This window comes from Streptomyces sp. NPDC006739 (genome assembly GCF_042869815.1).
In the GTDB taxonomy this organism is placed as follows: Bacteria; Actinomycetota; Actinomycetes; order Streptomycetales; family Streptomycetaceae; genus Streptomyces.
The window spans coordinates 108,953-123,234 of the sequence record NZ_JBIAGM010000011.1 but is presented as its reverse complement, the minus strand read 5'-3'; the positions used below and the strand labels follow the sequence as shown (position 1 = coordinate 123,234).

The following is a 14,282-nucleotide window of genomic DNA, read 5'->3' as shown; positions in this document are numbered from 1 at the left end:
CCGAACCGCCCCGCAGGGTGTGGCACAATGGCTAGCTGTACTCGACAGCCGCACAGGACCCCTCTCTCCTCCGGCTGACGCGTCCGTCGGGCACTCGGGTACCGCAACCCCACGCGGCCGTCTCGCCGTGCCCAACCACGTCAAATCCAGGAGAACCCACTCCCGTGGCAGTCAAGATCAAGCTGAAGCGTCTGGGCAAGATCCGTTCGCCTCACTACCGCATCGTCGTCGCCGACTCCCGTACCCGCCGTGACGGCCGGGCCATCGAGGAGATCGGCAAGTACCACCCGACCTACAACCCGTCGGTCATGGAGGTGGACGCCGAGCGCGTGGCGTACTGGCTCGGTGTCGGCGCGCAGCCGACCGAGCCCGTGCTCGCCATCCTGAAGAAGACCGGCGACTGGCAGAAGTTCAAGGGCGAGCCCGCCCCGGCGCCGCTGCTCGTCGCCGAGCCGAAGTCCACGCGTCCGTCGTTCGAGGCTCTCGGCGGCGACGACGAGGGCAAGGGTGAGGCCATCACCCAGAAGAAGAAGGCTGAGAAGAAGGACGAGGCCGCGGCTGAGTCCGAGTCGACCGAGGCCTGAGCACCATGCTCGAAGAGGCGCTTGAGCACCTCGTGAAGGGCATCGTCGACAACCCTGACGATGTGCAGGTCGCCTCGCGCAACCTGCGTCGCGGGCGCGTGCTGGAGGTCCGGGTGCACCCCGACGACCTCGGCAAGGTGATCGGTCGCAACGGCCGTACCGCGCGTGCTCTGCGCACCGTCGTGGGCGCCATCGGCGGCCGCGGTGTCCGGGTCGACCTCGTCGACGTGGACCACGTCCGCTGACGTTTCGCAGCACCGGCTCGGGCCGGGGAGGGCCTGAGGGCCGTCCCCGGCCCGCAGTCGTACGACAGGAGATCTTCGAAAGTGCAGCTCGTAGTCGCACGGATCGGCCGTGCCCATGGCATCAAGGGCGAGGTCACCGTCGAGGTCCGCACCGACGAGCCGGAACTCAGGCTCGCCCCGGGCGCCGTTCTGGCCACCGACCCCGCCTCCACCGGACCGCTGACCATCGAGACCGGCCGCGTCCACAGCGGCCGGCTCCTCCTGCGTTTCGAGGGCGTGAGCGACCGCACCGGCGCCGAGGCCCTGCGCAACACCCTCCTCATCGCCGAGATCGACCCCGACGAGCTGCCCGCGGAAGAGGACGAGTACTACGACCACCAGCTGATCGACCTGGACGTGGTCACGGAGGACGGCGTCGAGGTCGGCCGGATCACCGAGATCTCCCACCTGCCCTCGCAGGACCTGTTCATCGTCGAGCGCTCCGACGGCAGCGAGGTCATGATCCCGTTCGTCGGCGAGATCGTCACCGGGATCGACCTGGAGGAGCAGCGGGCCGTCATCGCCCCGCCGCCCGGCCTGATCGACGACCGCGCCGAGATCGCGTCCTCGCGGGACGACGCCTGATGCGCCTCGACATCGTCACGATCTTCCCCGAGTACCTCGACCCGCTGAACGTCTCCCTCGTCGGCAAGGCACGCGCGCGTGGCCGGCTCGACGTCCGCGTCCATGACCTGCGGGAGTGGACGTACGACCGCCACAACACGGTCGACGACACCCCCTACGGCGGCGGCCCCGGCATGGTCATGAAGACCGGCCCCTGGGGCGACGCGCTCGACTCCGCCCTCGCGGACGGCTACGAGACGGGCTCGCACGCCCCCGCCCTGATCGTGCCCACCCCCAGCGGCCGCCCCTTCACCCAGGAGCTGGCCGTGGAACTGTCCGAGCGGCCCTGGCTGATCTTCACCCCGGCCCGCTACGAGGGCATCGACCGGCGGGTCATGGACGAGTACGCGACCCGGATGCCGGTCTACGAGATCTCCATCGGCGACTACGTCCTGGCCGGCGGCGAGGCGGCCGTCCTGGTCATCACCGAGGCCGTGGCCCGGCTGCTGCCCGGCGTGCTCGGCAACGCCGAGTCCCACCGCGACGACTCCTTCGCACCCGGCGCCATGGCCGGCCTCCTGGAGGGCCCCGTCTACACCAAGCCGCCCGTCTGGCGCGGCCGGGAGATCCCGGAGGTGCTGCTCAGCGGCCACCACGGCAAGATCGCCCGCTGGCGCCGGGACGAGGCCCTCAGGCGTACGACGGACCACCGGCCCGACCTCATCGAGCGCTGCGACCCCAAGGCCTTCGACAAGAAGGACCGCGAGATGCTCTCCATCCTGGGCTGGCAGCCCGACCCGGCGGGCGAGCCCCACGGCCGATTTTGGCGCAGGACACCGGGCGTGGAAGAATAGACCGCTGTTGTGCGTCCGTCCGGCGTGCGCCCCTGCCACAGGGGGAGACGACGCCCGTCCCGACCCGCGCGACAGTCCTCTTGCGAACACCTAGTTGCCGTTGATGACCTGTGGCATCAGCGAAGAAAGCAGAAGAAATGGCTCACCTGCTCGACACCGTCGACTCCGCGTCGCTGCGCAGCGACATCCCGGCCTTCCGTCCGGGTGACACCGTCAACGTCCACGTCCGCGTCATCGAGGGCAACCGCTCCCGTGTGCAGCAGTTCAAGGGCGTTGTGATCCGCCGTCAGGGCTCCGGTGTCCGTGAGACCTTCACGGTCCGCAAGGTCTCCTTCTCCGTCGGCGTCGAGCGCACCTTCCCGGTGCACACCCCGATCGTGGAGAAGATCGAGCTGGTCACCCGCGGTGACGTGCGTCGCGCGAAGCTGTACTACCTGCGTGAGCTGCGCGGCAAGGCCGCGAAGATCAAGGAGAAGCGCGACAACTGAGCGCCTCTCGGAGGTCACAGCGAGGCCGGATAACATCTGGCCTCGATGGACACCGAAGCACAGCCGACGACGGAGCGCGACCGCTCCCCCCGACCCGACATGCCGGGTCCGGAGGGACGGTCGCGTTTCGCGTTGGTGTCGCGGATCACCGAGTGGCTGCCCGGCGGCCGGATCACCCTGACACTCCCCGTCTGCCTGGTCTTTTTGCTGCTCCTCAACGCGTTCGTGGTGCAACCCTTCCAGATTCCCAGCGGATCCATGGAACAGGGGTTGAGGATCGGGGACCGCGTTCTCGTAAATAAGTTGGCGTACCGTTTCGGTGCCCCGCCACGCCGGGGTGACGTCGTCGTGTTCGACGGCACCGGGTACTTCGGGCACGCCGACTACATCAAACGCGTTGTGGGTGTAGGAGGAGACCACGTGGTCTGCTGTGACCAGGAGGGGAGGATCGAGGTGAACGGCCGGTCGGTCGACGAGACGGCGTTCCTCCACCCCGGGGACACCCCGTCCTCCGTGCCCTTCGACGTCGTCGTACCCGACGGCCGCCTGTTCCTCCTCGGCGACCATCGCAGCGACTCCAGCGACTCCCGCGACCACCTCGGCTCGCCCGGCGGCGGCATGGTCCCCGTCTCCGACGTGATCGGCCGGGCCGACTGGATCGTGTGGCCCTCCGGCCACTGGAGGCGCCTCGACCGCCCCGCCGCCTACGCGCGCGTGCCCGCACCGGACGGTGTGCATGGGTAACCGGGGCAAGCCGCGCGGGGTGCCCGTCACCGCCGCCGACAACCTGCTGCCCACCGGCGCCCGGCGGGCCGCCAGCCCGGCCGGCGGGCGCAGCCGCGCGGAGCGGCGCAAACTGCAGCGCAAGGTCAAACGCAAGCGCAGGCGCGGCGCGGTCCGGGAGATCCCCCTCCTGGTCGGCGTGGCCGTGCTGATAGCGCTCGTCCTGAAGACCTTCCTCGTCCAGGCGTTCGTGATCCCCTCGGGCTCCATGGAGCAGACGATCCGGATCGGCGACCGCGTCCTGGTCGACAAGTTCACGCCGTGGTTCGGCTCCAAGCCGCAGCGCGGGGACGTGGTCGTCTTCCACGACCCCGGTGGCTGGCTGGCGGACGAGCAGACCACGAAGAAGAACGACCCCATCGTGGTCAAACAGGTCAAGGAGGGGCTCACCTTCATCGGTCTGCTGCCCTCGGACAACGAGAAGGACCTCATCAAACGGGTCATCGGCGTCGGTGGTGACCACGTCAAGTGCTGTGACGCACAGGGCCGGGTGACCGTCAACGGCGTACCGCTGAGCGAGAGCGACTACCTGTATCCCGGCAACGCGCCCTCCGTCACCCCGTTCGACATCACCGTCCCGCAGGGGCGGCTGTGGGTGATGGGCGACCACCGGGGCAACTCCGCGGACTCGCGCGCCCACCAGAACACCGACTACGGCGGAACGGTCTCGCTGAAGTCCGTGGTGGGCCGGGCCATGGTCATCGGCTGGCCCGTCGGTCACTGGACCAGCCTGAAGGAACCTAAAACCTTCGCAAGCGTGTCGAACTCGGTGCCGGGGTCGACCGCTGCTCCCCGGCTGTCGCATAGGGTTGCCTACGGCGATCCGAACGGATCGGTCCAACTCCCGACCCCTGCGGAACTCCCGCTCGTTATGGGAGTGGTGGGCCTGCGTCGTTTCCGGGGCAGGCGGCGGCAGAGAGTAAGGAGTTGGCGTGGGGGATGTGGCGGTTGGCGCACGGTCGGGACACGACGGCGAGGAGCACCGCGGGCACCCTGTGGAAGCGAACGTCTCCGCCGCGGACGGCGCCGTGACCTCCGGGAATGACTCCGCGGCGGACGAGGACGGCACGCAGGTGGACGAGCAGCGGCCCAGCGGCGAGGACGACGGATCGGGCGGCGCGACGCCCGGCCCGCGCAAGCCGCGCTCCTTCTGGAAGGAGCTGCCGATCCTGATCGGCATCGCGCTGGTGCTGGCGCTGCTGATCAAGACGTTCCTGGTGCAGGCGTTCTCGATCCCCTCCGACTCGATGCAGAACACCCTCCAGCAGGGTGACCGGGTCCTGGTCGACAAGCTCACGCCGTGGTTCGGCTCCAAGCCCGAGCGCGGCGAGGTCGTCGTCTTCCACGACCCGGACCAGTGGCTGGCCGGTGAGCCGACGCCGACCCCGAACGCCGTGCAGAAGGTCCTCAGCTGGATCGGCCTGATGCCGTCCGCCGAGGAGAAGGACCTGATCAAGCGGGTCATCGGCGTCGGCGGCGACACCATCCAGTGCACCGGCACCGGCCCGCTGATCGTCAACGGCCACGCGCTGAACGAGCCGTACGTGTACCCCGGCAACACGCCGTGCAGCGACGACGACCAGGGCGGCCGGTTCAAGGTGACGGTCCCCAAGGGCTTCATCTGGGTGATGGGCGACCACCGCCAGAACTCCCGTGACTCCCGTTACAACCAGTCCGACAAGAATCACGGCATGGTCCCCGTCGACAAGGTCGTCGGCCGTGCCATCGTCAAGGCCTGGCCGATCAACCGCTGGGGCACCCTGCCGATCCCGGACACCTTCGACCAGACGGGCCTGGACAAGCAGGCCTCCTCCGCCGCGTCCCTCCCGGTGGCCCCCGAGGGTGTCGCCCTCGTGGCGGTCCTGCCGGCCGCGGTGTGGCGCCGCCGCCGCTCGGACCGGCTGGAGACCAAGGTCGACAGGACGCCGGTCGCCGGGCGCTGACGCTCCCGTCGAGCCTGACTTCCGGATCTGCACAAAGAAGGGCTGCCCCTGCTCGGTACTGCCGGGTAGGGTGCGGGTCCATGGGTGGCGAGACGACACGTACGGCCCCGCGCAGCGCCGGCGCGGGCACGGGCACGGCACAGGCAGGCAGTCGGATGGGACAGCGGTTGTCCGGGCTGGCCGTCGGGCTGGGCCTGCTGCTGTTCCTCGGCGGATTCGCGTGGGGAGCGGTGATCTACCGGCCGTACACCGTGCCGACCGGCTCCATGACGCCGACGATCGACGCCGGTGACCGGGTCCTGGCCGAGCGGGTCGACGGCGCGGACATCCACCGCGGTGACGTCGTCGTCTTCCGGGACCAGAGCTGGGTGACGAACGCGAACGTGGTCAAGCGCGTGGTCGCGGTCGGCGGCGACACCGTCTCCTGCTGCACGAACGGCAAGCTGATCGTCAACGGCAAGCAGATCGACGAGCCGTACCTGCCCCAGGGCAGCCTGGCCGAGACCAAGAAGATCCCCACCATCACGGTCCCCCAGGGCCGTCTCTTCCTCCTCGGTGACGAACGCCAGGGCTCCCTGGACTCCACCGCCCACCTCACCGACGCCGCCAGCGGCACGGTGGCCCGCAGCGCGGTGTCCGCCCGGGTGGACGCCATCGCCTGGCCGGTCAAGGGCATGCTCAAGCGCCCCACCGGCTTCGAGGCCCTCGGCACGCTCTCGCAGCCGGGCCCGCTGCGTACGATCGTGATCCTGATCGGCGTCGGCGCCCTCCTGGTCCTGGCCGGCGGCGCGTACGGTCCCGTCGCCAAGCTTCTGGGCGGTTCCCGTTCCCGCACCCGCACGGAGCCCGCCGGTGCCCGCTGAGGCCACCGGCCCGGGCGGGACGGCGTACGGCGAGAGCGGCCGGCACGACGAGTACGGCGAGTGCGATCAGCAGGGCGGCCACGACCGGAGCGGTGGCCTGCGCAAGGTGGCCCGGGTCGTCCTGCTCGACCCCGAGGACCGCATCCTGCTGCTGCACGGCCATGAGCCGGACGATCCGGCCGACGACTGGTGGTTCACCCCGGGCGGCGGGCTGGAGGGCGAGGAGACGCGCGAGGAGGCCGCGCTGCGGGAACTCGCCGAGGAGACCGGGATCACCGAGGTCGAACTCGGCCCGGTGCTGTGGCGGCGGGTGTGCTCCTTCCCGTTCGCGGGCCGCCGCTGGGACCAGGACGAGTGGTACTACCTGGCCCGGACGGCCGGTACGACGCGGCCGGTGCCCCGGGCCGCGGGCCTGACGGAGCTGGAGCGGCGCAGCGTCGCCGGAGCACGCTGGTGGACGTGCCGGGAACTGACCCGGGCACATGAGACGGTGTATCCGACCAGACTCGCCGAGCTGCTGCGCACGCTGCTCGACGAAGGTCCCCCGGCCGCCCCCGTGACCCTCGACACCGAAATCGTCTAGCGACCCGAAATCGCCCAGCGAGCGGGAAATTGTCTGAGGGTCCGTCGGACTGGCGCACAATGGGGGGATCGCACGGCTGAAGGGGAACATGCCATGAGCGCCGAGGACCTCGAGAAGTACGAGACCGAGATGGAGCTGAAGCTCTACCGGGAGTACCGCGATGTCGTCGGTCTGTTCAAATACGTGATCGAGACCGAGCGGCGCTTCTATCTCACCAACGACTACGAAATGCAGGTCCATTCGGTCCAGGGTGAGGTGTTCTTCGAGGTGTCGATGGCGGATGCCTGGGTCTGGGACATGTACCGGCCGGCCCGTTTCGTGAAACAGGTCCGCGTGCTCACGTTCAAGGACGTGAACATCGAGGAGCTGAACAAGAGCGACCTGGAGCTGCCGGGCGGCTGAGTCTCGCTCGCGCGGGTGACGGAGTTGTCCACAGGCACCCACCTGTCCACCAAGATCCAATAGCTGGGTGGTCCGCCGTCATCGTTGGCGCCGGAGGTGGTGCCGACATGAACGCACGCAACGCACAGCGCAGCGCGATGGGCAGGTACGGAGAGGACCTGGCCGCCCGGCGGCTGGCCGGGGCCGGGATGACGGTCCTGGAGCGCAACTGGCGCGGAGGCCGGACCGGTGAGATCGACATCGTGGCCAGGGACGGTGACGTCCTGGTGGTCTGCGAGGTCAAGACCCGGCGCGCCGGTCCCTTCCAGCACCCGATGGCCGCGGTCACACCGGTCAAGGCACAGCGCCTGCGGGGCCTCGCGGAGCGGTGGGTCCAGGAACACGGAGGCGCGCCGCCGGGAGGCGTACGGATCGACCTGATCGGTGTCCTGCTCCCCGAGCGCGGCGCCCCGGTGGTCGAGCACGCCCGGGGGGTGGCCTGATGGGGTTCGCCCGGACCTGTTCGGTGGCGCTGGTCGGCGTCGAGGGAGTCGTGGTCGAGGTCCAGGCCGACCTGGAACCGGGGGTGGCGGCGTTCACGCTGGTGGGACTGCCCGACAAGAGCCTGACGGAGAGCCGCGACCGGGTGCGGGCCGCCGTGGTCAACTCCGGCGGCGAATGGCCGCAGAAGAAGCTCACCGTCGGCCTCAGCCCGGCCTCGGTGCCCAAGGCGGGCTCCGGCTTCGACCTCGCCGTCGCCTGCGCGGTGCTCGGCGCGGCCGAGCGGATCGACCCCCGGGTCCTCGCCGACATCGTGATGATCGGCGAGCTCGGACTGGACGGACGGGTGCGGCCGGTGCGGGGCATCCTGCCCGCCGTCCTGGCCGCCGCCGACGCGGGCTACGAGCAGGTGGTCGTGCCGGAGTGTGCCGCCGCCGAGGCCGCCCTGGTGCCCGGGGTGTCCGTGCTCGGCGTCCGCAGCCTGCGGCAGCTGATCGCCGTCCTCACCGACGAGCCCGTGCCCGAGGAGGAGCCGGACGACCTGGGACGCCCCGACCCCCTGCTGGCCGGTCTGCGCGTGCCCGGCACCGGAGCGGCCACCGGCATGCACAGCCTGGGCGCCGCTCAGCACGAGCACGACCACGACCTGGCCGACGTGGTGGGCCAGACGTCCGCGCGTACGGCTGTGGAGGTGGCCGCCGCCGGCGGACACCACCTCTTCCTCGAAGGACCGCCCGGCGCCGGCAAGACCATGCTCGCCGAGCGGCTGCCCGCCGTACTGCCCAGGCTCAGCCGGGAGGACTCCCTGGAGGTCACGGCGGTGCACTCGGTGGCCGGGCTGCTGCCACCGGGCAAACCGCTCATCGATGTCGCGCCCTACTGCTCCCCGCACCATTCGGCCACCATGCAGTCCCTCGTCGGCGGCGGCCCCGGCATCGCCCGCCCCGGCGCCGTCTCGCTGGCCCACCGCGGAGTGCTCTTCCTCGACGAGGCGCCGGAGTTCCGCAGCCAGACCCTCGACGCCCTGCGCCAGCCCCTGGAGGCCGGGCACGTGGTGATCGCCCGCAGCGCCGGCGTGGTGCGCTTCCCCGCGCGGTTCCTGATGGTGCTCGCGGCCAACCCGTGCCCCTGCGGACGCTTCTCGCAGCGCGACACCCTGTGCGAGTGCTCGCCCTCGACGATCCGCCGCTACCAGGCCCGGCTCTCCGGTCCCCTGCTCGACCGGGTGGACCTGCGCGTCGAGGTGGATCCGGTCACCCGGGCCCAGCTCACCGAGCCCGGCGCCCGCGGCGAGTCCACCGCGACCGTCGCCGACCGGGTGGGGGAAGCCAGGCGGCGGGCGGCCGTCCGGCTCGCCGGGACCCCCTGGCGGACCAACAGCGAGGTACCGGGACGCGAGCTGCGCAGCCGCTGGCAGGCCGCGCCGGGCGCGATGGAGGAGGCCGAGCGCAGCCTGGAGCGGGGCGTGCTCACCGCCCGTGGCCTCGACCGGGTGCTGCGAGTCGCCTGGACGGTCGCCGACCTCGTCGGCCACGCCCGGCCGGACGCCTCCGACGTCGGGCTGGCCCTGCAGCTGCGCACCGGCGTCCCGCGGGGCGTCCCCATGGCCATGGGGACGCTGACATGAGCGCGGGCGAGGCGCCCGACGGCGATCCTCGGGACCCGGCGGGGCGTGGAACGGGAGCCGAGACGCAGGGCGAGGCCGCGGACGAGGTGCTCTCCCGTGCCTTCCTCAGCCGGGTCGTCGAACCCGGCGACGAGACCGGCGGGCGGTGGCTGCGGGAGTACGGCGTGGCTGAGGTGGTCCGGCGGCTGCGGGACGGCGGGCAGCCGTTGCCCGGGGTGAGCGGTGCCCGGTGGGAGGGGCTGCGGGCACGGGCCGGGCGGGCCGACCCCGGGCGGGACCTGGCCCTCGCCCGGGCCGCCGGGGTGCGGTTCCTGTGCCCGGGCGGCCCGGAGTGGCCCGCCCAGCTCGACGACCTGGGGGACGCCCGCCCGCTGGGGCTGTGGGTGCGGGGCCGGGCGAGCCTGCGGATGTGGGCGCTTCGATCGGTCGCGGTCGTCGGCGCCCGGGCCTGCACGGAGTACGGCGCCCACATGGCCGCCACACTCGGCTCCGGGCTCGCCGAACACGGGTGGGTGGTGGCCTCCGGCGGCGCCTACGGCGTCGACGGCGCCGCCCACCGCGGGGCCCTCGCCGCGGGCGGCGCCACCATCGCCGTCCTGGCCTGCGGCGTCGACCGCCCCTACCCGCGCGGACACGTCCAGTTGATCGACCGGATCGCCGAACAGGGGCTCGTCATCGGTGAACTTCCTCCCGGCGATCATCCGACACCGAGCAGATTCATCCTCCGTAACCGGGTGATCGCGGCCCTGACCAGGGGAACCGTCGTCGTGGAGGCCGCCTGCCGCAGCGGCTCCCTGGTCACCGCGCGGGCCGCACAGCGCCTCGGGCGGTTCACGATGGGCGTGCCGGGCCCCGCCACCAGCGCACTGTCCGCCGGCGTGCACGACCTGCTGCGCGGCGAGGCCGTGCTGGTCACCGACGCGGCGGAGGTCGTCGAACTCGTGGGTGACATCGGCCAGCTGGCCCCGGCCCGGCGCGGCCCGGTCCTCCCGCGCGACCTGCTGGAGCCCGCCGCCCGGCAGGTCCTGGCCGCCCTGCCCGGACACCGCGCGGCACCGCCCGGGGAGATCGCGCGCGGCGCGCAGACCACCCAGGACGAGGCGATCGCGAGGCTGTACGAACTCCGAGCACTTGGTTACGTCGAAAGACACGGCGACGGCTGGAAGTTGACACGCCAGGCGATGATCTCGGTCCGAGGCGGTCGCAGTCCGTGCTGACCGAGCGTGTTCGGCCGTCCGGGGGAACCCCCGAAGCCCTTTGGGTTTCCCGGAGTTGATGCTTCCGTCCGATCACACAGAGCGACCCAGGTCGTGCGCCGGCGTGCGCCCCGGAACGGGTCCGCGCAGGGGTGGAGCCTCATTGTTCGCACACCGCGACTCCTCAGTCACGCTACGCTCACGAAGACCCGACGCAGACCGCGCCAACTCCCTACCAGACCGACGACTCACCCAACCGGCCCCACTCCATCCCACCACGACCCACGACATCTCACTTCCAGCACTTCACGGCACTTCACGGCAGAACGGCACAAGGCGACGAATGCCCCAGCACACCTCCGGGTCCGACCGGGCGGCGATCCCCCCAGCCGCCCGCGACGGTGGCAGCGTGCGGCCGCCCGCTCCCTCGACGCTCGACGAGCTGTGGCGGTCGTACAAGGCGACGGGGGACGAGCGGCTGCGGGAGCAGCTGATCCTGCACTACTCACCCCTGGTGAAATACGTGGCGGGACGGGTGAGTGTCGGCCTGCCGCCCAATGTTGAGCAGGCCGACTTCGTGTCCTCCGGGGTGTTCGGGCTGATCGACGCGATCGAGAAGTTCGACATCGAGCGGGAGATCAAGTTCGAGACCTACGCGATCACCCGGATCCGCGGGGCCATGATCGACGAGCTGCGGGCGCTGGACTGGATCCCCCGTTCGGTACGGCAGAAGGCGCGCAACGTCGAGCGGGCCTACGCCACCCTGGAGGCACGGCTGCGGCGCACGCCCTCGGAGGTGGAGGTGGCCGCCGAGCTGGGCATCGAGGTGGAAGAACTGCACGCCGTTTTCAGCCAGTTGTCCCTGGCCAACGTGGTCGCCCTGGAGGAGCTGCTGCACGTCGGCGGCGAGGGCGGCGACCGGCTGAGCCTGATGGACACGCTGGAGGACACCGCCGCGGACAACCCCGTGGAGGTGGCCGAGGACCGGGAGCTGAGACGGTTTCTCGCCCGGGCCATCAACACGCTGCCGGAGCGGGAGAAGACCGTGGTCACGCTGTACTACTACGAAGGGCTCACGCTCGCCGAGATCGGCAATGTGCTCGGCGTCACCGAGAGCCGGGTCAGCCAGATCCACACCAAGTCGGTGCTGCAACTGCGGGCGAAGCTGGCGAGCTTCGGGCGTTGTCCCGGTGAGTGACACTCCCGTCCCGGGTGCTCCGTCCGTAAAGTGGTTGACGTGCCAAGGATTCGAGCGGCCTCCGTGGCCGAGCACCGGTCGATGCAGCGAGCCGCCCTGCTGGACGCGGCCCGGTCTTTGCTGTCCGAGGGCGGGACGGAGGCGCTGACCTTCCCGGCCCTCGCCGAGCGGACGGGGCTGGCGCGGTCGTCCGTCTACGAGTACTTCCGGTCACGGGCGGCCGTGGTCGAGGAGCTGTGCGAGGTCGACTTCCCGGTGTGGGCGGCCGAGGTCTCGGCGGCCATGGAGCGGGCGGGGTCGGCCGAGGGCAAGATCGAGGCCTATGTGCGCCGGCAGCTGGCGCTGGTCGGGGACCGGCGGCACCGGGCCGTCGTGGCGATCTCGGCGAGCGAGCTGGACGTGGGCGCCCGGGAGAAGATCCGGGCCGCGCACGGCGGGCTCGTCGCGATGATCGTCGAGGCGCTGGAGGAGATGGGGCACCGCCGGCCCCGGCTGGCGGCGATGCTGCTGCAGGGAGTCGTGGACGCGGCGGTACGGCGGATCGAGCTGGGCGCGGCGGAGGATCCCGCCGAGATCACCGACGCCGCGGTCGGCATGGCGCTGCGGGGCGTGCGGGGCTGAGACCGGCCGGTGCCGGCCCGGTGGTCAGTTCACCGGGCGCGGGAGCGGTACGCCGAGGACCGGCAGCAGCCTCGACGGGCCGGCGTGCAGCAGCCACGGCGGCAGCAGGGACAGCGGGTCCAGGTAGGTGTCACCGCGGAGCAGGCCCCAGTGAACGCAGCCGGGCCCGCAGTGGCCGCCGGCCGGCTCGACCGTGCCCACCACCTCCCCGGCCACCACTTCGTCCCCCTCGCCGACCGACGCCCGGACCGGTTCGTAGGTGGTTCGCAGATCTGTTCCCCTCAACTCGAGGGACACCACGCCCCTGCCCGCGACCCGTCCGGCGAAGGACACCCGTCCGGCCGCCACCGCCCGCACCGCCGTGCCGGGTGGAGCCGCCAGGTCCACGCCACGGTGGCCGGGGCCGTACACCGTGGCGGGCGGCTGCCAGCCGCGCAGCACCCGGGGGCGGGTGCCCACCGGCCAGACGCGGGCGATGGCGGGGACCGGCGCCCGGGGAGTGGCCGGAGCCGGCGGGTCCGCCCACGCCAGGGATGTCAGGACAGACGTCAGGACAGCCACGGTCGGCGTCACCAGCAGGCCCAGCCACACCGCCGTACATCGATTCGCTCGCATGGCAGAACCGTCCCGCACCACGTCCGATCATGGCCGGGATCTGTGGACCACCCACCGGTTGTGGACAGCGGCGTCACCCGGTGCCTCCTCGGTCCCGTACACTTCTGGTGGCGATCCGGGTCACCGGGTCGACTTCGCACGCCCCGACATGGCGGCCGGCAACGGTCCCTGTCAGCGCCCCTCGGTCCTTCGTGGCACGGCGCGTCGCGGGCGTCAGGCGCGGGAGCCGTCCGGCATCCGCGGCACAACCGAGAAATTCGAGGAGATACGGCCATGGCCGTCGTCACGATGCGGGAGCTGCTGGAAAGCGGCGTCCACTTCGGTCACCAGACCCGTCGCTGGAACCCGAAGATGAAGCGCTTCATCTTCACCGAGCGCAACGGCATCTACATCATCGACCTGCTCCAGTCGCTGTCGTACATCGACCGCGCCTACGAGTTCGTCAAGGAGACCGTCGCCCACGGCGGCACGGTCATGTTCGTCGGCACGAAGAAGCAGGCGCAGGAGGCCATCGCCGAGCAGGCCACCCGCGTCGGCATGCCCTACGTCAACCAGCGCTGGCTGGGCGGCATGCTCACCAACTTCTCGACCGTCTACAAGCGTCTGCAGCGTCTCAAGGAGCTCGAGCAGATCGACTTCGAGGACGTCGCGGCCTCGGGTCTGACCAAGAAGGAGCTTCTCGTGCTCTCGCGCGAGAAGGCCAAGCTGGAGAAGACCCTCGGCGGTATCCGCGAGATGCAGAAGGTGCCCAGCGCCGTCTGGATCGTGGACACCAAGAAGGAGCACATCGCGGTCGGTGAGGCCCGGAAGCTCAACATCCCGGTCGTCGCCATCCTCGACACCAACTGCGACCCCGACGAGGTCGACTACAAGATCCCGGGCAACGACGACGCGATCCGCTCCGTCACCCTGCTCACCCGCGTGATCGCCGACGCGGTCGCCGAGGGTCTCATCTCCCGCTCCCGGGTCGCCACCGAGGGCAAGGGCGAGAAGGCCGCCGCCGAGCCGCTGGCCGAGTGGGAGCGCGACCTGCTCGAGGGTGAGAAGAAGGCCGACGAGGCCCCGGCCGCCGCCGAGGCCCCCGCCGCCACGGAGGCTCCCACCGCCGAGGCCACCGAGGCTCCCGCCGCCGAGGCCACCGAGGCGCCCGCCGCCGAGACGGCCGAGGCCCCGGCCGCCGAGGGCGAGCAGGCCTGA

General features: G+C 71.3%; 18 protein-coding genes. 17 read left to right on the top strand and 1 reads right to left on the bottom strand.

Annotation, left to right across the window (positions count from 1 at the left end; genetic code table 11):
• Positions 1 to 164 precede the first annotated feature (164 nt).
• The 16 genes from rpsP (at position 165) to ACFYMM_RS22440 (ending at position 12,470) form a co-directional block, all read left to right on the top strand.
• Positions 165 to 584 (top strand): 30S ribosomal protein S16, encoded by a 420-nt coding sequence (gene rpsP / locus ACFYMM_RS22515; RefSeq protein ID WP_388389265.1) that lies wholly within the window; start codon positions 165 to 167, stop codon positions 582 to 584.
• Between the two features lie 5 nt (positions 585 to 589).
• A complete protein-coding gene (locus tag ACFYMM_RS22510) occupies positions 590 to 829 on the top strand; it encodes an RNA-binding protein (RefSeq protein WP_003973401.1) in 240 nt (79 codons plus the stop codon).
• An 81-nt stretch (positions 830 to 910) separates the two neighbouring features.
• The gene (gene rimM / locus ACFYMM_RS22505) at positions 911 to 1,453 is read left to right on the top strand and encodes a ribosome maturation factor RimM (RefSeq protein ID WP_388389263.1); all 543 of its coding nucleotides are present in this window, start codon (positions 911 to 913) and stop codon (positions 1,451 to 1,453) included.
• Positions 1,453 to 2,286, top strand: a complete 834-nt coding sequence (gene trmD / locus ACFYMM_RS22500) for a tRNA (guanosine(37)-N1)-methyltransferase TrmD (protein ID WP_388389261.1) — start codon at positions 1,453 to 1,455, stop codon at positions 2,284 to 2,286. Before rimM ends, trmD begins: the two co-directional genes overlap by 1 nt.
• 137 nt (positions 2,287 to 2,423) lie before the next feature.
• Positions 2,424 to 2,774 carry a 50S ribosomal protein L19 gene (gene rplS, locus ACFYMM_RS22495; RefSeq protein WP_046590185.1) on the top strand — a complete coding sequence of 117 codons (351 nt, stop codon included), beginning with the start codon at positions 2,424 to 2,426 and terminating at the stop codon, positions 2,772 to 2,774.
• Positions 2,775 to 2,819: 45 nt separating this feature from the next.
• Positions 2,820 to 3,518: a signal peptidase I gene (gene lepB, locus ACFYMM_RS22490; RefSeq protein ID WP_388389258.1), complete on the top strand. Its 699-nt coding sequence runs from the start codon at positions 2,820 to 2,822 to the stop codon at positions 3,516 to 3,518.
• The gene (gene lepB / locus ACFYMM_RS22485) at positions 3,511 to 4,602 is read left to right on the top strand and encodes a signal peptidase I (RefSeq protein ID WP_388389257.1); all 1,092 of its coding nucleotides are present in this window, start codon (positions 3,511 to 3,513) and stop codon (positions 4,600 to 4,602) included. Before lepB (ACFYMM_RS22490) ends, lepB (ACFYMM_RS22485) begins: the two co-directional genes overlap by 8 nt.
• Positions 4,490 to 5,500: a signal peptidase I gene (lepB, locus tag ACFYMM_RS22480; RefSeq protein ID WP_388389255.1), complete on the top strand. Its 1,011-nt coding sequence runs from the start codon at positions 4,490 to 4,492 to the stop codon at positions 5,498 to 5,500. Before lepB (ACFYMM_RS22485) ends, lepB (ACFYMM_RS22480) begins: the two co-directional genes overlap by 113 nt.
• 80 nt (positions 5,501 to 5,580) lie before the next feature.
• Entirely contained in the window at positions 5,581 to 6,363 is a 783-nt protein-coding gene (lepB, locus tag ACFYMM_RS22475) for a signal peptidase I (RefSeq protein WP_388389253.1), read from the top strand.
• A complete protein-coding gene (locus tag ACFYMM_RS22470) occupies positions 6,353 to 6,946 on the top strand; it encodes an NUDIX hydrolase (RefSeq protein ID WP_388389251.1) in 594 nt (197 codons plus the stop codon). The genes lepB (ACFYMM_RS22475) and ACFYMM_RS22470 overlap by 11 nt, the downstream gene beginning before the upstream one ends.
• A 93-nt stretch (positions 6,947 to 7,039) precedes the next feature.
• Positions 7,040 to 7,348, top strand: a complete 309-nt coding sequence (locus tag ACFYMM_RS22465; protein ID WP_003965949.1) for a DUF2469 domain-containing protein — start codon at positions 7,040 to 7,042, stop codon at positions 7,346 to 7,348.
• Between the two features lie 107 nt (positions 7,349 to 7,455).
• Positions 7,456 to 7,830 carry a YraN family protein gene (locus ACFYMM_RS22460; protein ID WP_388389249.1) on the top strand — a complete coding sequence of 125 codons (375 nt, stop codon included), beginning with the start codon at positions 7,456 to 7,458 and terminating at the stop codon, positions 7,828 to 7,830.
• Positions 7,830 to 9,455: a YifB family Mg chelatase-like AAA ATPase gene (locus ACFYMM_RS22455; RefSeq protein WP_388389247.1), complete on the top strand. Its 1,626-nt coding sequence runs from the start codon at positions 7,830 to 7,832 to the stop codon at positions 9,453 to 9,455. Before ACFYMM_RS22460 ends, ACFYMM_RS22455 begins: the two co-directional genes overlap by 1 nt.
• Entirely contained in the window at positions 9,452 to 10,672 is a 1,221-nt protein-coding gene (dprA, locus tag ACFYMM_RS22450; protein ID WP_388389246.1) for a DNA-processing protein DprA, read from the top strand. The genes ACFYMM_RS22455 and dprA overlap by 4 nt, the downstream gene beginning before the upstream one ends.
• 322 nt (positions 10,673 to 10,994) lie before the next feature.
• Positions 10,995 to 11,849 (top strand): RNA polymerase sigma factor WhiG, encoded by an 855-nt coding sequence (gene whiG, locus ACFYMM_RS22445; RefSeq protein WP_388389244.1) that lies wholly within the window; start codon positions 10,995 to 10,997, stop codon positions 11,847 to 11,849.
• A 63-nt stretch (positions 11,850 to 11,912) separates the two neighbouring features.
• Complete coding sequence (locus ACFYMM_RS22440) at positions 11,913 to 12,470, top strand: TetR/AcrR family transcriptional regulator (RefSeq protein WP_388389564.1); 558 nt, start codon at positions 11,913 to 11,915, stop codon at positions 12,468 to 12,470.
• Positions 12,471 to 12,494: 24 nt separating this feature from the next.
• Here the strand turns inward: ACFYMM_RS22440 and ACFYMM_RS22435 are convergent, their stop codons facing one another.
• The gene (locus ACFYMM_RS22435) at positions 12,495 to 13,085 is read right to left on the bottom strand and encodes a murein hydrolase activator EnvC family protein (protein ID WP_388389242.1); all 591 of its coding nucleotides are present in this window, start codon (positions 13,083 to 13,085) and stop codon (positions 12,495 to 12,497) included.
• A 273-nt stretch (positions 13,086 to 13,358) separates the two neighbouring features.
• Here ACFYMM_RS22435 and rpsB point away from each other — a divergent pair, with 273 nt between their 5' ends.
• Positions 13,359 to 14,282, top strand: coding sequence for a 30S ribosomal protein S2 (rpsB, locus tag ACFYMM_RS22430; protein WP_388389240.1), 924 nt, complete (start codon positions 13,359 to 13,361; stop codon positions 14,280 to 14,282).

Bases quoted from the DNA above. Each gene is read 5' to 3' on its own strand.
- ACFYMM_RS22465 (WP_003965949.1), top strand. From the start codon at position 7,040: ATGAGCGCCGAGGACCTCGAGAAGTACGAGACCGAGATGGAGCTGAAG.
- dprA (WP_388389246.1), top strand. From the start codon at position 9,452: ATGAGCGCGGGCGAGGCGCCCGACGGCGATCCTCGGGACCCGGCGGGG.
- ACFYMM_RS22435 (WP_388389242.1), bottom strand. From the start codon at position 13,085: ATGCGAGCGAATCGATGTACGGCGGTGTGGCTGGGCCTGCTGGTGACG.
- lepB (WP_388389258.1), top strand. From the start codon at position 2,820: ATGGACACCGAAGCACAGCCGACGACGGAGCGCGACCGCTCCCCCCGA.
- rplS (WP_046590185.1), top strand. From the start codon at position 2,424: ATGGCTCACCTGCTCGACACCGTCGACTCCGCGTCGCTGCGCAGCGAC.
- ACFYMM_RS22510 (WP_003973401.1), top strand. From the start codon at position 590: ATGCTCGAAGAGGCGCTTGAGCACCTCGTGAAGGGCATCGTCGACAAC.
- ACFYMM_RS22455 (WP_388389247.1), top strand. From the start codon at position 7,830: ATGGGGTTCGCCCGGACCTGTTCGGTGGCGCTGGTCGGCGTCGAGGGA.
- whiG (WP_388389244.1), top strand. From the start codon at position 10,995: ATGCCCCAGCACACCTCCGGGTCCGACCGGGCGGCGATCCCCCCAGCC.
- lepB (WP_388389257.1), top strand. From the start codon at position 3,511: ATGGGTAACCGGGGCAAGCCGCGCGGGGTGCCCGTCACCGCCGCCGAC.
- lepB (WP_388389253.1), top strand. From the start codon at position 5,581: ATGGGTGGCGAGACGACACGTACGGCCCCGCGCAGCGCCGGCGCGGGC.
- ACFYMM_RS22460 (WP_388389249.1), top strand. From the start codon at position 7,456: ATGAACGCACGCAACGCACAGCGCAGCGCGATGGGCAGGTACGGAGAG.
- trmD (WP_388389261.1), top strand. From the start codon at position 1,453: ATGCGCCTCGACATCGTCACGATCTTCCCCGAGTACCTCGACCCGCTG.
- rpsB (WP_388389240.1), top strand. From the start codon at position 13,359: ATGGCCGTCGTCACGATGCGGGAGCTGCTGGAAAGCGGCGTCCACTTC.